Origin of the sequence: Nonomuraea corallina, assembly GCF_027620315.1 — a bacterium.
Lineage (GTDB): Bacteria > Actinomycetota > Actinomycetes > Streptosporangiales > Streptosporangiaceae > Nonomuraea > Nonomuraea corallina.
Genome location: NZ_JAPNNL010000179.1, coordinates 1 through 14,941 on the forward strand (window position 1 = coordinate 1; position 14,941 = coordinate 14,941).

Here is a 14,941-nt window from a genome sequence, read left to right on the forward strand (position 1 = left end):
ACGCCGAGCTCGGCGGCGGTCAGCGCGAACAGCTCGGACAGGCCGGCGCCCTCGGCGACGGCCGCGACGAGCCTGCGATGGCGGCCGAGCGCCGCGCGGACGTCGCCGGTCAGACGGGGCGCGACCTGCTCGGCGAGGGTGCGGAAGGACACCTCGGTGGGGACCTCCAGGAGCGGCAGCCCGGCCCGCTCGCACGCCGTCACCAGGTCGGCGGGGACGTGGCCGAGCCAGGCCTGCCCGGCGCCGAGCCCCGCCACCCCGGCCTCGACCAGGGCCGTCACGAACCGGTCCGAGTCCTCAGGGCCGGTGCGCCACATCAGGCCGGTCAGCACCAGTTCGCCGCCTGACAGGTAGCGTCCCGGCTCCGGCAGGTCGGTGATGTGGACCGTGGTGAACTCGCGGTCGGGGTCGCCGGCGAGCAGCCGGAGGCGCGGCTCACCGATCTCCAGCAGGTCACGTATCCGCACTTGGAGGAATATACAAGCCGGCCGGCCGCGTGGCTTACCCCGATTTCACCTGCCGCGCATACCGGGGCCACCCGGGCGATGCTCTACTCGAAGGATGACCGAGCTCGAAGGATGGACGCGGACGCCGGATTCGCTGGAGCAGGGCATCGGCCGGAGCGCGCGGCGGCCGGACGCGGTGCTGAAGGTGACGGGCGAGTTCGCCTACGCCTCCGACCTGTGGCTGGAGGGCATGGTGTGGGGGGCGACGCTGCGCAGCCCGCACCCGTCGGCGTGGATCCGCTCGATCGACGTGGGGCCGGCGCTGGCGATGCCCGGGGTGCGCGCGGTCCTGACGCACGAGGACGTGCCGGGCGAGAAGTTCTACGGCCTGGAGCGCAAGGACCAGCCGGTGCTCGCCGTCGACCAGGTCCGCTACCAGGGCGAACCGGTGGCGCTGGTGGCCGCCGACCATCCGGAGACGGCGCGGCGCGCGGCCGACGCGATCGTGGTCGACTACGAGGTGCGCGAGGCCGTGACGGACCCCCGGCTGGCCACCGAGGTGGTGCGCCACCAGCCGGTGCGCACCGGCGAGGTCTTCGAGGCCGAGGTGGTGGTGACCGGCGAGTACGAGGTCGGCATGCAGGACCAGGCGTTCCTCGGCCCGGAGTCGGGGCTGGCGGTGCCCGCCGAGGACGGCGGCGTCGACCTCTACATCGCCACGCAGTGGCTGCACGTCGACCGGGACCAGCTCGCCCCCTGCCTGGGGCTGCCGCCGGAGAAGGTGCGGCTGACGCTGTCGGGGGTCGGGGGCGCGTTCGGCGCGCGCGAGGACCTGTCGATGCAGGTGCACGCGTGCATGCTGGCGCTGCGGCTGAACCGCCCCGTCAAGATCGTGTACGGGCGCGAGGAGTCGTTCTTCGGCCACGTGCACCGCCATCCGGCGCGGCTGCGGTACGAGCACGGCGCCACCCGCGACGGCCGGCTCGTCTATGTCAAGGCGGACATCCTGCTGGACGGCGGCGCCTACTGCTCCTCCTCCCCCGCCGTCGTGGGCAACGCCGCCTCGCTCGGCGTCGGCCCGTACGAGGTGCCGAACGTGCTGGTGGAGGCCACCGGCGTCTACACCAACAACCCGCCGTGCGGGGCGATGCGCGGGTTCGGCGCGGTGCAGGCGTGCTACGCGTACGAGTCGCAGATGGACCGCCTGGCCGAGGCGTGCGGGCTGTCCCCGGTGGAGATCCGGGTGCGCAACGCGGTCTCGCAGGGCTCGGCCCTGATCACCGGCCAGGTGATCGACTCGCCCGCGCCGCTCGCGGACATGCTGCGCGAGCTGGAGTCGTTCCCGCTGCCGCCGCCCTCAGGCGACGACCTGCGCGCGCTGCCGGGCGGCGTCTCGCAGACCACGCACGGCGAGTCGGTGCGGCGCGGCGTCGGGTACGGCGTCGGGATCAAGAACATCTGCTTCTCCGAGGGCTTCGACGACTACTCCACGGCCCGGGTGCGCGCCGAGCTGGTCAACGGCGAGCCGCACGTCACCGTGCACACCGCCGCCGCCGAGGTGGGCCAGGGGGTGGTCACGGTCCAGGCCCAGATCGCCCGCACCGAGCTGGGCGTGGACCAGGTGACGGTGGCGACGGCCGACACCTCGGTCGGGTCGGCCGGGTCGTCGTCGGCCTCGCGCCAGTCGTACGTGACGGGCGGCGCGGTCAAGGCGGCCTGCGAGGCGGTGCGCGAGCGGTTCGGCGGGCTGCCGGCGCGGGAGGCGCTGGAGCGGACCGGCCCGATCGAGGAGACCCGCGAGTTCCGGCACCGGCCCACCTTCCCGCTCGACCCGGTCACCGGGCAGGGCGACTCGCACACGCAGCTCGCCCTGTGCGTGCACCGGGCGGTGGTGGACGTGGACGTGGAGCTGGGCCTGGTCAAGGTGGTGGAGCTGGCGGCGGTGCAGGACGTGGGCCGGATCCTGAACCCGCAGGCGCTGGAGGGCCAGATCCACGGCGGGTCGGCGCAGGGGCTGGGGCTGGCGCTGATGGAGGAGATCCAGGTCAGGGACGGCAAGGTGCTGAACCCGTCCTTCACCGACTACTTGATCCCCACCATTCTCGACATGCCGCCCATGAAGCTGAAAATCCTGGAAAATCCAGACCCGTACGCTCCGTACGGGCTGCGGGGCGCGGGCGAGCCCCCGACGCTCTCCTCCACCCCCGCGATCGCGGCGGCGGTGCGCGCGGCGACCGGCCTGCGTTTGACGCGCGTTCCGATAAGACCGGAAGATATCGCCCTGGCCCACACCGTGGACTGAGCGACGAACGGGGAGGACCCTATGGCTGACGCACGCGAGGCCGCCAAGGCGGAGTTCGAGCGGTTCGACGCCGACGGCGACGGCCTGCTGACGGCCGACGAGATCAGGAGGGCCAACGACGCCCTGGGCGGCCACGGCGCCTCGCAGGCGGAGATCGAGGCGTTCATCGCGTCCGCCGACCGGAACGGCGACGGCCGCATCGGGCTGGAGGAGTTCGCCGCGCTGGTCGGCGGCGGCAGGCACGAGAAGGCGTGATCGCCTTTCCCACCGGGTAGGGCATCCGGCACTCCCCCGTATCGCTGAAGGCCCGGGTCGCTGAAGGCCCGGGTCGCCGAAGGGGGATGCCGGTGCTCGACAGGTTCTTCGAGCTGTCCGGGCGGGGCACGACCGTCGGCCGTGAGGTGCGTGGTGGTCTCACCACGTTCATGGCGATGGCGTACATCATCCTGCTCAACCCGATCATCCTCGCCGGCGCCCAGGACGTCACCGGCGCGAAGCTGACGATCGGGCAGCTCACCACATCGACCGCGCTGGCGGCGGCGATCTCCACGCTGCTCATGGGGCTGATCGGCAACGCGCCGCTCGCGCTGGCGGCGGGCCTCGGGCTCAACGCCGTGGTCGCCTACCAGGCCGCTCCGCACATGACCTGGGCGCAGGCCATGGGCCTGGTCGTGCTGGAGGGCGCGGTCATCATCGTGCTGGCCGTCTCCGGCCTGCGCACATTGATCATGAACGCGATCCCGCTGGCGCTCAAGCACGCCATCAGCGTCGGGATCGGGCTGTTCATCGCGCTGATCGGGCTGGTCGACTCCGGGTTCGTCACGCGAGGTCAGGGCACGCCGGTGCAGCTCGGCGCGACCGGCCATCTGACGGGCTGGCCGGTGGCGGTGTTCTGCCTGGGGCTGCTACTGATGATCGCCCTGTACGCGCGGCGCACGCCGGCGGCCATCCTCATCAGCATCGTGGTGACGGCGATCGTGGCGATCGTGGTGAACTCGGTGGCCACGATCGACCAGGCCGACTGGGGAGTGGTGGCGCCGCGGATGCCCGAGTCGCTGGTGTCGGCGCCTGACTTCGGGCTCGTCGGGCAGGTCGACGTGTTCGGCGGCTTCGTCACGGCGGGCGTGCTGACCGCGACCGTGGTGCTGTTCACCCTGGTGCTGTCGGGGTTCTTCGACGCGATGGGCACGATCATCGGCGTCAGCGACGAGGCAGGGCTCGTGGACGAGCGGGGGCGGGTGCCGCGGCTGGGCCGGATCCTCACCGTGGACGGCGTGGCCGGCATGGTGGGCGGGGCGGCCAGCGCCTCGGCGAACACGGTGTTCGTGGAGTCGGCCGCGGGCGTCGGCGAGGGCGCGCGGACCGGGCTGGCGAGCCTGGTGACCGGGGCGCTGCTGGGGCTGGCGCTGCTGTTCACGCCGCTCGCGGCCGTGGTGCCGGCGGCCGCGGCGGCGCCCGCGCTGGTGCTGGTCGGGGCGCTGATGATGATGCAGAGCAAGAACGTGCCGTGGGACGACGTGGAGCTGGCCATCCCCGCGTTCCTGACCATCGCGCTGATGCCCTTCACGTACTCGATCACCAACGGGGTGGGCGCCGGGGTGATCGTCTACACGCTGATCAAGGCGGCGCGCGGCAAGTTCGGCGAGATCCCGTGGCTGCTGTGGGTGGTGTCGGCGGTGTTCCTGGCCTACTTCGCGATCGACTGGGTGGGCGGGTTCTTCGGTTAGCGCAGGTCTCCGGAGTTGCAGGCGACGCCGTTGCCGTCGACGTCGACGTACCACGCGTACTCCTCGTGGGTGCCGCGCGTGTAGGGGCCGAAGCCGGCGGCCGTGGCCTCCTGGCAGCTGGCGAACCGCTGGTCGGGGGTCCGGGTCCCGGCGCCCGTCGGCGCGCCGGTCCCGGTGGGGTCGGCGGTCCCGATGGTGGTGGGATCCGTCGCGGAGTTCGAGGGGGCGGGGTCGCCGGTGCCGGGTGGTGAGGAGGGTGGTGAGGAGGGCGGCGGGGCCGCGTCGCCGAGCAGGCGGGTGGCCAGCGTCTCGGCCTCCTGCTGGGTCATCCCGGCGATGCGCAGGCTGTCGCCGTCCATGCTCTGCGTCACGATGGGCGCGGCCACGACCGTGCGCGGCACCAGCACGACGGCGATCTGCCGCTGGTCGGTGACCTGCTCGTCGAGGAGGTCGACGAGCTTCTGCTTGTACGCGGGAGCGACCGCGACGCGCACCGAGTAGGTGCCGTCGCGCTCGCGGACCGCCTCCACGGCCTGCACGGCGTTGACCGTGACGCCGTCCTCCAGCAGGTAGCAGGTGGTCTGGGCCTCGTCGAGCGCCGCCTGCTCGCCGGGGCAGGGCGCGGCCCTGGTCTCCCGCACGGGGGCGAAGTGGATCGGCGTGGACAGCCGTTGCGGCGGGTCGCCGCCGATGAGCGGGGCGTCGGGGGCCTGGGTCATCAGGACGGCGACGGTGCCGAGCACACCCGCGATGAGCACGATCAGGACGAGCGAGACGATCAGGATGATGGTGGTGACCCTGCTGGCTTTCGGCGGTCCCGGATCCGCTGCCGCCGGCGGCTCTTGCGGCTTGTCCATCGTCGCTGTCCCCATCCTGACTACGGGCTGCGGGTGAGCTTATCGAGGACCGGTGGATGCCGGGTAATCAGCCGCATATTTCTCTTTTTTGTGTGTAGAAGCAGCTAATAGAGAAGGAATTCCGGCAAAGTGATGCCTGCCCAGGACGGGAGCGGCCATGAGGATCGGTGTCCCCCGCGAGATCAAGAACAGCGAGTACCGCGTGGCCCTCACGCCGGCGGGCGCGCACGAGCTCGTACGCCACGGCCACCAGGTCTTCGTCGAACAGGGCGCGGGCGCCGGCTCGTCGCTCCCCGACGAGGACTTCGAGGCGGCCGGCGCGGCCATCCTGCCGGACGCCGACGAGGTGTGGGAAGGGTGCGACCTGATCCTCAAGGTCAAGGAGCCGGTCGCGGAGGAGTACCACCGGATGCGCAAGGGCCAGGTGCTCTTCACGTACCTGCACCTCGCGGCCTCGCGCGCCTGCACCAGGGCGATGCTCGACGCGGGCGTCACCGGCGTCGCGTACGAGACCGTGCAGACGCCCGACGGCCGGCTGCCGCTGCTGGCCCCCATGTCGGAGGTCGCGGGCAGGCTCGCCCCGCAGGTCGGCGCGTACCATCTGATGCGCTCCCAAGGCGGCAGGGGCGTGCTGATGGGCGGCGTGTCCGGGGTGCGGGCCGCCAACGTGGTCGTCATCGGCGCCGGCGTGTCCGGCATGAACGCGGCCGCGATCGCGCTCGGCATGCAGGCCGAGGTGCTGCTGCTGGACAGGAACATCGACAAGCTGCGCCAGGCCGACCTCATCTACCAGGGCCACTGCCAGACGCTGGCCTCCAACACGCTGGAGCTCGAACGCGCGGTGCTGGAGGCCGACCTGGTCATCGGCGCCGTGCTGGTGCCCGGGGCCAAAGCGCCCAAGCTGGTGCCGGACACGCTGGTCGCGCGCATGAAGCCCGGCTCGGTGCTGGTGGACATCTCCATCGACCAGGGCGGCTGCTTCGAGAGCTCGCGCCCCACCACCCACGCCGAGCCGACCTACCGGGTGCACGACTCGGTCTTCTACTGCGTGGCCAACATGCCGGGCGCGGTCCCGCACACCTCGACGTTCGCGCTGACGAACGTGACGCTCCCGTACGCGCTCGCCATCGCCAACCTGGGCTGGGCCGGCGCGCTGCGCGAGGACCCGGCGCTGGCGCTCGGCCTGAACACCCACGAGGGCCACCTGACCAGCCGCCCGGTCGCCGAGGCGCACGACCTGGAGTGGACGCCCGCGCAGGAGCTCCTCACCTAGAAGCGGTGCTCATGGCGCCACCGCCGGAACGGGCCCGCCACCTGCTCGTCCACGAAGAACCCCCGTTGACGCGGAAAGGCCCGGCCGTGGCGGGCCGGGCCTTTCGGGGCATCGGGGCTACTGCGACGGCTGCGGGGTCGCGGTGTCCATCGGCGTCTGGGTCTGGGCCGACGGGTCCGGCGGGAGCGGGGCCTGGTCGGCGGTGGTGGTGATGGCGTCAGGGCCGCCGCAGGTGGCGCCCGGCTCCGGGGTGTCGGCGCCGTTCTGGTAGCGCTTGATGAACGCGCCCAGCCTCGGGTCCGCCGGGTTGTCCAGCTTGAGCTGGTGGTTCCAGCTGCTGACCACGATCGGCGCCGGCAGCCCCTCGAACGGGCTGACCAGCATGTACTCCTGCTGGCCGGTGCTGGAGGCGACGTCCTTCAGCTTGCTGATCTGGTCGGCGGGCAGGTCGGGGCGGTAGGTGATCCACACCGCGCCGTGCTCCAGCGAGTGGACGGCGTGCTCGCTGTGGATGGGCTTGTCGTAGATGTCGCACTGCTGCCAGTAGTTGCTGTGCTGCCCACCGACGGGCGGGGTCTCCTTGTACGCGACCTTGCTCCAGACGTGCTCGCCGCCGTCGTACTTGACGCTCACCACGGCGTCGAGCGACGTCTCACGAGCCTGCCTGACCAGGTAGAAGCCCACCAGGCCGACGAGCAGGACGATGACCAGACCGCCCGTGCCCCACATCAGCAGCGCGGTGCGGCGTTCCTTGCGCTTCTGCTCGGCCCGCATCCTCTGCAGATGCTCCCGCCGGGCCTGCGCTTTCTCCTTCGTCATCGTTCCTCCATCGGCGTACCAACAGAGGTCACCTTATTGGCTCCAGGCGTATGCGGAGAATAAGCGCGGTATAAGCGTACGATCACGACCCATCGGCAGAGGTGGGTAATGTGGACAGCGCCATGGAGAAACCTGCTCGTACGCCACTGTTCGCCGTCGTCGCCGTGCTCGCGCTCGCCGCGGCGGCGCTGCTGTTCGTCCTCGGCGGCCGGGGCGCGCCCGGCGACACCTCCCCCGAGGCGGGGTTCGCCCGCGACATGGCCACGCATCACGCGCAGGCCGTCGACATGTCCTTCACCATCAGGGACAAGACCGAGTCGCCGGAGATCAGTAACCTGGCGTTCGACATCATCAACACCCAGGCCAACCAGCGCGGCATGTTCCTGGGCTGGCTGGAGCAGTGGGGCCTGACGCAGTCGACGGACATGCGGCCGATGGCGTGGATGAGCGGCCACGGCCACGCCGGCGCCGCCTCGTCCGAGGGCCGGATGCCCGGCCTGGCCTCCAGCGAGGAGCTGACCAGGCTCCGCGCGGCGCAGGGCGCCGAGGCCGAGGTGCTGTTCCTGCAGCTGATGATCCGTCATCACGAGGGCGGGGTCGAGATGGCCGAGGGCGCGCTGCGGCTGTCCGACCGTGAGGAGGTGATCCGCATGGCTCGCAAGATCGTCGCTGGGCAGAAGGGCGAGATCAAGCTGATGACCGACATGCTCGCTCACCGCGACGCCAAGCCGCTCCCGTCGATCCTCCAGTGACCCGCTCCCTCGCGTGACCCGCTCGCTCGCGCAAGGGGCGACGGATCTTGCCGCTTTTCCCCCTCTCCGGAAGCCTGAGCCTGGGCAGAGGTCCGTTACGGACGCGAGGAGCGGAGGGTCGCCGGATGAGCGTTGACGCGATCGTGGTGGGGTCGGGGCCGAACGGCCTGGTCGCGGCCGTCACGCTGGCCGAGGCCGGGCGGCGGGTGACGCTGCTGGAGGCGGCGGACTCGTTCGGCGGCGGGCTGCGGTCGGCGGAGCTGACGCTGCCGGGCGTGGTCCACGACGTCGGCGCGACCGTGATGGCGATGGCGCTGGCCTCGCCCGCCCTGCGCGACCTGGACCTGAAGGGCGTCGAGTACGCCCAGCCGCCGCTGCCCGCCGCCCACCCCCTGGACGACCGCCCCGCCGTGCTGGTCCACCGCGACGCGGACCGCACCGCGGAAGGGCTGGGCCGCGACGCGACGGTGTGGCGGGCGACCGCCGGAGCGGCGGCGCGAGCCGGGTTCCCCCTGGTGGACCTGCTGCTGAAGCCCCTGGGCCCGTGGTCGCCGCCGAAGGCGCGGTGGGGCGGGCTGGCGGCGGCGGCCGGGTTCGGGGCGGCGTCGGCGATGCCCGCGACGGCGCTGGGGCGGCTGGCGTTCCGCACCGTCGAGGGCCGCGCGCTGCTGGCGGGCATGGCCGCGCACTCCCTGCTGGACCTGCGGGCGCCGCTCACCAGCGGGTACGGGCTCACGCTCGCGACCCTGGCGCACCTGGTGGGCTGGCCGGTGGTGCGGGGCGGGTCCCAGCGGCTGGCCGACGCCCTGGTCGCGCGGCTGCGGGAGCTGGGCGGGGAGGCGGTGACCGGTCACCGGGTGCGGCGGCTGGCCGAGCTGGACGCCGGGACGGTGGTGCTCGACGTGACACCCGGCCAGTTCCTGCGGATGGCCGAACTGCCGCCGGCCTACCGCGACCGGCTGGCCCGGTTCCGGCACGGACCCGGCGTGTTCAAGATGGACTGGGCGCTGGACGGGCCGGTGCCGTGGCGGGATCCCGCGGTGGCCGGGGCCGGCACGGTCCACCTGGGCGGCACGCTGGAGGAGATCGCGCTGAGCGAGGCGGAGACGACCGCCGGCCGCCACTCCCCCAGGCCGTACGTGCTGCTGGTGCAGCCGTACGCGGCAGACCCGACGCGCGGCGGGTACCCGCTGTGGGCCTACTGCCACGTGCCCAACGGCTCGTCCGCCGACATGACCGGCGCGATCGAGGCGCAGATCGAACGGTACGCGCCGGGTTTCCGCGAGCGGGTGCTGGCCCGGCACACGATGGGCCCGGCCGAGCTGGAGGCGCTCAACCCGAACCTCGTCGGCGGCGACGTCGGCGGCGGTCTGGCGAGCCTCGGCCAGTTCCTGAAGCGGCCGGTGTGGTCACCGGCGCCGTGGCGCACGCCGCTGCCGGGAGTGTTCCTCTGCTCGGCCTCGACCCCGCCGGGGCCGGGGGTGCACGGCGTCGGCGGATGGCAGGCCGCGCGCCTGGCCCTGCGGCGCTGACGGCCCCGCGCGCGGCCCGGCGCTCAGGCGGCGGCGAGCTCCTCGGCGAGGGCGGCGGCGAAGGCGTCGACGTCGTCCTCGGTGGTGTCCCAGGCGCACATCCAGCGCACCTCGCCGGTGGCCTCGTTCCAGGTGTAGAAGCGGAAGCGCTTCTGCAGCCGGGCGGTGACGTCCTTGGGCAGGATCGCGAAGACCGCGTTGGCCTCGACCGGGCGCGGCACCTCCACGCCGGGCAGTTCCCTGACCGCCTCGGCGAGCCGCCGGCCCATGGCGTTGGCCCGGCGCGCGTTGCGCAGCCACAGGTCGCCCGCGAGCAGCGCCTCGAACTGCGCCGACACGAACCGCATCTTGGACGACAGCTGCATGAAGGTCTTGCGGATGTAGTCGACGCCGGTGGCCGCCTCGGGGTTGAGGACCACGACCGCTTCCCCGTACAGCAGCCCGATCTTCGTGCCGCCGAACGAGAGCACGTCCACTCCGGCGTCGGCGGTGAGCGCCCGCAGCGGCACGTCCAGGGCGGCGGCGGCGTTGGTGAGGCGGGAGCCGTCGAGGTGGACGAGCAGGCCGAGGTCGTGCGCGTGGGCGCAGATCGCGGCGATCTCGTCGGGGGTGTAGACGGTGCCGAGCTCGGTGGTGTTGGAGATGGACACCACCTTGGGCTGGGCGCGGTGCACGTCGCCGAACCCCCACGCCTGGCGGTCGATCAGCTCGGGGGTGAGCTTGCCGTCGGGCGTGGGCACGGTGAGCAGCTTGATCCCGCCGGCGACCTCGGGCGCGCCGCCCTCGTCGGTGTTGATGTGGGCGGTCTCGGCGCAGATCACCGCCTCCCAGTGGGCGGTCATCGCGCGCAGCGAGACGACGTTCGCGGCGGTGCCGTTGAAGACCGGCCAGGCCCGCGCCCGCTCGCCGAAGTGGCGGCGGAACGTCTCCTGCAGCGCCTCGGTGTAGACGTCGTCGCCGTAGGCGATCTGGTGGCCGCCGTTGGCGTCGGCGATGGCCTGGAGGATCTCCGGGTGCACCCCGGCGTAGTTGTCACTGGCGAAGCCCTTGAGCAGGGGGTCGTGCCGGAGGGTCACGTGGTGAGGTCCAATCTGGTGCCGTTGAGCTGGGCGGCGGGCTGCTCGTAGAGGCGGCCGATCGCCTCGGCGAGGTCGCGCACGTCGGTGAAGCCGGTGAACGCCGCCTGCGGCTTGGCGGCCCGCATGGCGTCGTTGACCAGGGCCTTGACGACGAGGATGACGGCCGCGGACGAGGTGTCGCGCAGCGCGTCGGCCAGTGAGAGGGTCCACGCCTCAGCGGCGGCCTTGGCCGCGGCGTAGGCGGCGCCGCCCGCGGTGGGGCGCTGGGCCGCCTTGGCGGAGACGATCACGAACCGGCCGTTCCCGCTCCTGCGCAGCAGCGGCTCGAAGGCCAGCGAGACGTGCTGGAGGGTGCGGATGAGCAGGTCGTGCAGCGCGTCCCAGTCGGCGAGGTCGGTCTCGGCGAAGCCGGGCGCGCCGCGCCAGCCGCCGACGAGGTGGACGACGCCGTCGACGTGGCCGTGCTCGGCCTCGATCCGGCCGGCGAGGGCCTCGACGGCGGCGCGGTCGAGCAGGTCGACCTCGTCCTTGTCGACGCCGATCACGGTGTGGCCCTGCTTGGCGAAGAGCTCGGACACGGCGGCGCCGGTCGGCCCCGCGGCGCCCGTCACCAGAATGATCATGCCCGGATCCCCTTCGTCGAGTCCACCACGTCGGTCAGCTTACGGCGCAGCGCCTCGTAGAACATGCTCAGGGGGAACTCGTCGGGGAGGACCGCGTCCACCTTGGCCTTCTGCTCGGCGGGCAGCGCGTCGATCCCCCTGGCCCAGACGGAGGCCGGGTCGGGGGCGACGTAGGCGCCGACCAGTTCGTGCGCGGCCAGCCAGTGGGCCACCTTGGAGCGGTCGATGCTGTCGCGGTAGAGCTTGTCCACCTCGGCGCGCAGGTCGGCGACGCCGTCGGCGACCCGGTCCCAGTCGATGGACAGGCGGTTGTCGGTCCACCGGACGATGTCGTTGCGGTGCAGGTAGGCGAAGAGCAGCTGGCCGCCGAGCCCGTCGTAGTTGCGCACCCGGGGGCCGGTGATCGGGAACCGGAACAGCCGGTCGAACAGCACCGCGTACTGGACGTACCGCGCGTGCGGCACGCCCTGCCGCTCCAGCTTGACGGCCTCGCCGAACGCGGTGAGGTCGCAGCGCAGCTCCTCCAGCGCGTACAGCCAGTACGGCATCCGCTGCTTGATCATGAACGGGTCGAACGGCAGGTCGCCGTGGCTGTGCGTGCGGTCGTGCACGAGGTCCCACAGCACGAACGTGTCCTGGGCGAGCCGCTGCGAGGCGAGCAGGCGGGCGGCGTCCGGCGGCAGGTCGAGCTTGAGCGTCTCGACGGCGGCGCCGGCCACCTTGCGGAAGCGGGCGGACTCGCGGTCGGCGAAGATGCCGCCCCAGGTGAAGCGGGCGGGCGTCTGCCGGACCGCGACCGTCTCGGGGAAGAGCACGGCCGAGTGGGTGTCGTAGCCGGAGGTGAAGTCCTCGAACGCGATCGGCACGAACATCGGGTTGTCGTAGCCGCCGGCCTCCAGCTCGGCCAGCCAGCCGGGCCAGATGGTGCGGATCCAGACCGCCTCCAGGTTGCGGTCCGGGTTGCCGTTCTGGGTGTACATGGGGAACACGACCAGGTGTTCGAGGCCGTCGACGCGCTGGGTGTCGGGGTGGAAGAGCTCGAGCGAGTCCAGGAAGTCGGGCACGCCGAGGTCCTGGCCGGCCCAGCGGGCGAGGTCGTCCTGGACGGCCGCCAGGTACGCGGCGTCGTGCGGGAAGTGCGGCGCCAGCTCGCCCACCTTGGCGGCGACGGCGGCGACCAGCTCCTTGCCCCGCTCCTTGTCCCCCGGCACCGAGCCGTCCTTGACCTGGAGCGGGCGCAGCTCCTCCACCAGCGCCTTCAGCTCGCCGAACAGCGCGGCCTTGGGGCCGGTCCCGGCGACGGCGGCGGGCGCGTCGGCCGGCACCCTGGCGGCCCAGGTGATGACGTTGCCCCACAGCCTGGCGTGGTCGTAGTCGTCGATGGAGTCGTCGCCGAACAGGTCGGAGTCGGCGAACACCACGACCCTGCCGCGCCCGTACGGGAGCGCGACGGCCAGCGGCGCGCCCGCCGGGGTCGCCTCCGGGGAGGTGGCGAACAGGACGGTGGCGTTCTCCGCCGCCAGCACGCCGGAGCGGTAGAAGCAGGCGGCCCTGACGCCGGCGAGCAGCCCGTCGCCGGTGGCGGGCGGGGCGACGACCCACGTGGCGACGCCGCGGTGGGCGTGGCGCGGGTCGCGCACGGTGGTGTGCTCGATGCTCACGCCGAACCGGGCCAGGAGCTCGGACAGGTTGTTGCCGTACTTGTCCTGCTCCTCCTCGGCCAGCACGACCAGCCCGCCGCCCTCGGCGACGAAGTCGCGCACGGCGTCCAGTTCCCCGGCGGACAGGACGGGGCCGCCCCCGCCGATGGTGCGCTCCCAGCGCTCGCCCGCCGGGTGGGCGATGACCAGCACGTCGTGGTCCTGGAGCGTTCCCGGGTCGAGCGGGCCCTCGACGTGGGCCGTCACGGTGTGGCCCAGGTGGCGCAGCACCCCGGCGGCGCGGGCGTAGCTGGAGTCGTCGGGGTGGCCGGGGTTCACGGCCTCGGCGACCTCGCGCCGGATGGTCCACGACTCGTTGTGGGCCTCGTCGAACAGCACTCTGGGGAACGCGTGCATGCAATATCTCCTGTCACTACCGCCTTATGACGAAAAATATACACATATGGGCGCAATGCCGCCCAAAGGCTTCCATGTGGTGAGATCAGGCTAAGGTGCCCGGTCGTACCACCCCTGACTCGTACGCGAACACGACGGCCTGTGCGCGGTCGCGCAGGCCCAGCTTCATCAGCACCCGCGCCACGTGCGTCTTGACCGTGGCCTCACCCACGTACAGCTCGTCCGCGATCTCCGCGTTGGTGAGCCCGCGGGCGAGCAGGCGCAGCACCTCCAGCTCTCGCGGCGTCAGATCCCGCAGTCTGGGCGACGGAGTCGGCTCCGACCGGCCCGCGAACGAGGCGATCACCCGGCTGGTCACCGCCGGGTCGAGCAGCGCGTCGCCGGCGTGCACGATCCGGATCGCCTCGATCAACTGCTCCGGCGGCGACACCTTGAGCAGGAACCCGCTGGTGCCCGCGCGCAGCGCCGCCCACAGGTTCTCGTCGGTGTCGAACGTCGTCAGCGTGATGACCTTCGGCGGCGACGGCGCGCCGAGCAGTTCCCTGGTCGCGCTGAGCCCGTCGAGGCGCGGCATGGAGATGTCCATCAGCACGATGTCCGGCCTGACCCGCCGGGCGACGGCGATGGCGTCGCGGCCGTCGGCGGCCTCGCCGACCACCTCCATGCCGGGGTCGCTCTCGACGACCATGCGCAGCCCGGCCCTGACCATCGCCTGGTCGTCCACGATCACGATTTTTATGCCCACAGCTCCCGAAGGGTAAAGGGCCGCGGAGCCCCTGAACAGGCGGCGAACAGGCAGGGCAAGCCGTACGCAAGTCAGGTGCAAGCGGGCGATCAGAAGACCTGGACGCTCTGGCGGACCCGCACCAGCGTCTCGCCGTCGCAGCGGTGCTGCGCGCAGAAGTACATGACCAGGATCGGCTTGGGCCGATGGTCGATGACGTAGCCGACGAAGCCCAGCTGGTTGCCGCTGTTGCGGTCGCGCAGGGTGCCGTCGTAGCGGGTCGCGTCGCTGTTGCCCGCCCGGTCGGGCACCGGCGCCGTCACCTCCACCTCGCCCGGCAGCAGGCCCTCCATCTTGGCCTTCATCTCCTCGCGGGAGGCCCCCGGGTCGAGCGTGTCGGACACCTGGACGTACACGCCCACCGCGTTCTCCGGGTCGCCGCTGATGACCGGGTTGACCTGCGACCAGTCGGCGCTGGCGCCGGAGACGAACATCTTCTCGAACTCGGCGGCCCGCGGCGAGGCCAGCGCGAACAGGTCGGCGTGCGTGCGGGCGGTCCAGCCCGCAGGGTGCTCGAACGTGACCGGGGCGGCGGCGGTGTTCGCGAACCGGACCCACGACTCGCCGCGCTGCATGACGACGATCATCACGACCAGGGCGAGCGCGGCGACGGCCGCGGTGATGGTGGCCGCCACGATGGGCAGCCTGCCGGGCCGGCGTACGGGTCGCGCCGACGGGCCGGTCGCGGGC

At 72.4% G+C, this 14,941-nt stretch carries 13 protein-coding genes and 1 pseudogene; 6 read left to right on the forward strand and 8 right to left on the reverse strand.

Translation table 11 applies throughout. The features are described 5' to 3' along the window. A partial coding sequence (locus OUY22_RS30610; RefSeq protein ID WP_270158695.1) for a PucR family transcriptional regulator ligand-binding domain-containing protein occupies nucleotides 1-467 on the reverse strand: 467 nt, incomplete at its 3' end. A 94-nt stretch (nucleotides 468-561) separates the two neighbouring features. Between OUY22_RS30610 and OUY22_RS30615 the strand changes: the two genes are divergently transcribed. From OUY22_RS30615 to OUY22_RS30625, 3 genes are all read left to right on the forward strand, one after another. After that, a complete protein-coding gene (locus OUY22_RS30615) occupies nucleotides 562-2,748 on the forward strand; it encodes a xanthine dehydrogenase family protein molybdopterin-binding subunit (protein WP_270158696.1) in 2,187 nt (728 codons plus the stop codon). A gap of 21 nt (nucleotides 2,749-2,769) precedes the next feature. Then, nucleotides 2,770-3,003: an EF-hand domain-containing protein gene (locus OUY22_RS30620; RefSeq protein ID WP_270158697.1), complete on the forward strand. Its 234-nt coding sequence runs from the start codon at nucleotides 2,770-2,772 to the stop codon at nucleotides 3,001-3,003. An 86-nt stretch (nucleotides 3,004-3,089) separates the two neighbouring features. After that, a complete protein-coding gene (locus tag OUY22_RS30625) occupies nucleotides 3,090-4,475 on the forward strand; it encodes an NCS2 family permease (protein ID WP_270158698.1) in 1,386 nt (461 codons plus the stop codon). Here OUY22_RS30625 and OUY22_RS30630 read toward each other — a convergent pair. After that, complete coding sequence (locus OUY22_RS30630) at nucleotides 4,472-5,332, reverse strand: excalibur calcium-binding domain-containing protein (RefSeq protein WP_270158699.1); 861 nt, start codon at nucleotides 5,330-5,332, stop codon at nucleotides 4,472-4,474. The two genes, OUY22_RS30625 and OUY22_RS30630, sit on opposite strands and share 4 nt — an antisense overlap. 157 nt (nucleotides 5,333-5,489) lie before the next feature. Between OUY22_RS30630 and ald the strand changes: the two genes are divergently transcribed. Then, nucleotides 5,490-6,605 carry an alanine dehydrogenase gene (gene ald / locus OUY22_RS30635; RefSeq protein ID WP_270158700.1) on the forward strand — a complete coding sequence of 372 codons (1,116 nt, stop codon included), beginning with the start codon at nucleotides 5,490-5,492 and terminating at the stop codon, nucleotides 6,603-6,605. Nucleotides 6,606-6,722: 117 nt separating this feature from the next. On the opposite strand, the gene OUY22_RS30640 is transcribed toward ald, so the two are convergent. Then, nucleotides 6,723-7,424 carry a DUF3105 domain-containing protein gene (locus tag OUY22_RS30640; protein WP_270158701.1) on the reverse strand — a complete coding sequence of 234 codons (702 nt, stop codon included), beginning with the start codon at nucleotides 7,422-7,424 and terminating at the stop codon, nucleotides 6,723-6,725. A gap of 122 nt (nucleotides 7,425-7,546) precedes the next feature. Between OUY22_RS30640 and OUY22_RS30645 the strand changes: the two genes are divergently transcribed. Further along, entirely contained in the window at nucleotides 7,547-8,176 is a 630-nt protein-coding gene (locus OUY22_RS30645; RefSeq protein WP_270158702.1) for a DUF305 domain-containing protein, read from the forward strand. Nucleotides 8,177-8,301: 125 nt separating this feature from the next. Beyond that, on the forward strand, nucleotides 8,302-9,708 hold the full coding sequence (locus tag OUY22_RS30650) for a phytoene desaturase family protein (RefSeq protein WP_270158703.1): 1,407 nt from the start codon (nucleotides 8,302-8,304) through the stop codon (nucleotides 9,706-9,708). 23 nt (nucleotides 9,709-9,731) lie between these two features. On the opposite strand, the gene OUY22_RS30655 is transcribed toward OUY22_RS30650, so the two are convergent. The 5 genes and pseudogenes from OUY22_RS30655 to OUY22_RS30675 form a co-directional block, all read right to left on the reverse strand. Beyond that, complete coding sequence (locus tag OUY22_RS30655) at nucleotides 9,732-10,784, reverse strand: threonine aldolase family protein (RefSeq protein ID WP_270158704.1); 1,053 nt, start codon at nucleotides 10,782-10,784, stop codon at nucleotides 9,732-9,734. Further along, nucleotides 10,781-11,410, reverse strand: a complete 630-nt coding sequence (locus OUY22_RS30660) for an SDR family NAD(P)-dependent oxidoreductase (protein WP_270158706.1) — start codon at nucleotides 11,408-11,410, stop codon at nucleotides 10,781-10,783. Before OUY22_RS30660 ends, OUY22_RS30655 begins: the two co-directional genes overlap by 4 nt. Continuing rightward, complete coding sequence (locus OUY22_RS30665) at nucleotides 11,407-13,467, reverse strand: DUF6421 family protein (RefSeq protein WP_270158707.1); 2,061 nt, start codon at nucleotides 13,465-13,467, stop codon at nucleotides 11,407-11,409. The genes OUY22_RS30660 and OUY22_RS30665 overlap by 4 nt, the downstream gene beginning before the upstream one ends. An 85-nt stretch (nucleotides 13,468-13,552) precedes the next feature. Further along, nucleotides 13,553-14,191: a response regulator gene (locus tag OUY22_RS30670; RefSeq protein WP_408638226.1), complete on the reverse strand. Its 639-nt coding sequence runs from the start codon at nucleotides 14,189-14,191 to the stop codon at nucleotides 13,553-13,555. Between the two features lie 110 nt (nucleotides 14,192-14,301). Next, nucleotides 14,302-14,941: pseudogene (locus tag OUY22_RS30675) on the reverse strand (serine/threonine protein kinase); the annotation flags it as partial.

Coding starts and splice junctions, on each gene's coding strand:
- OUY22_RS30615 (WP_270158696.1), top strand. CDS start 562: ATGACCGAGCTCGAAGGATGGACGCGGACGCCGGATTCGCTGGAGCAG.
- OUY22_RS30625 (WP_270158698.1), top strand. CDS start 3,090: ATGCCGGTGCTCGACAGGTTCTTCGAGCTGTCCGGGCGGGGCACGACC.
- OUY22_RS30640 (WP_270158701.1), bottom strand. CDS start 7,424: ATGACGAAGGAGAAAGCGCAGGCCCGGCGGGAGCATCTGCAGAGGATG.
- OUY22_RS30650 (WP_270158703.1), top strand. CDS start 8,302: ATGAGCGTTGACGCGATCGTGGTGGGGTCGGGGCCGAACGGCCTGGTC.
- OUY22_RS30665 (WP_270158707.1), bottom strand. CDS start 13,467: ATGCACGCGTTCCCCAGAGTGCTGTTCGACGAGGCCCACAACGAGTCG.
- OUY22_RS30620 (WP_270158697.1), top strand. CDS start 2,770: ATGGCTGACGCACGCGAGGCCGCCAAGGCGGAGTTCGAGCGGTTCGAC.
- OUY22_RS30645 (WP_270158702.1), top strand. CDS start 7,547: ATGGAGAAACCTGCTCGTACGCCACTGTTCGCCGTCGTCGCCGTGCTC.
- OUY22_RS30630 (WP_270158699.1), bottom strand. CDS start 5,332: ATGGACAAGCCGCAAGAGCCGCCGGCGGCAGCGGATCCGGGACCGCCG.
- OUY22_RS30660 (WP_270158706.1), bottom strand. CDS start 11,410: ATGATCATTCTGGTGACGGGCGCCGCGGGGCCGACCGGCGCCGCCGTG.
- ald (WP_270158700.1), top strand. CDS start 5,490: ATGAGGATCGGTGTCCCCCGCGAGATCAAGAACAGCGAGTACCGCGTG.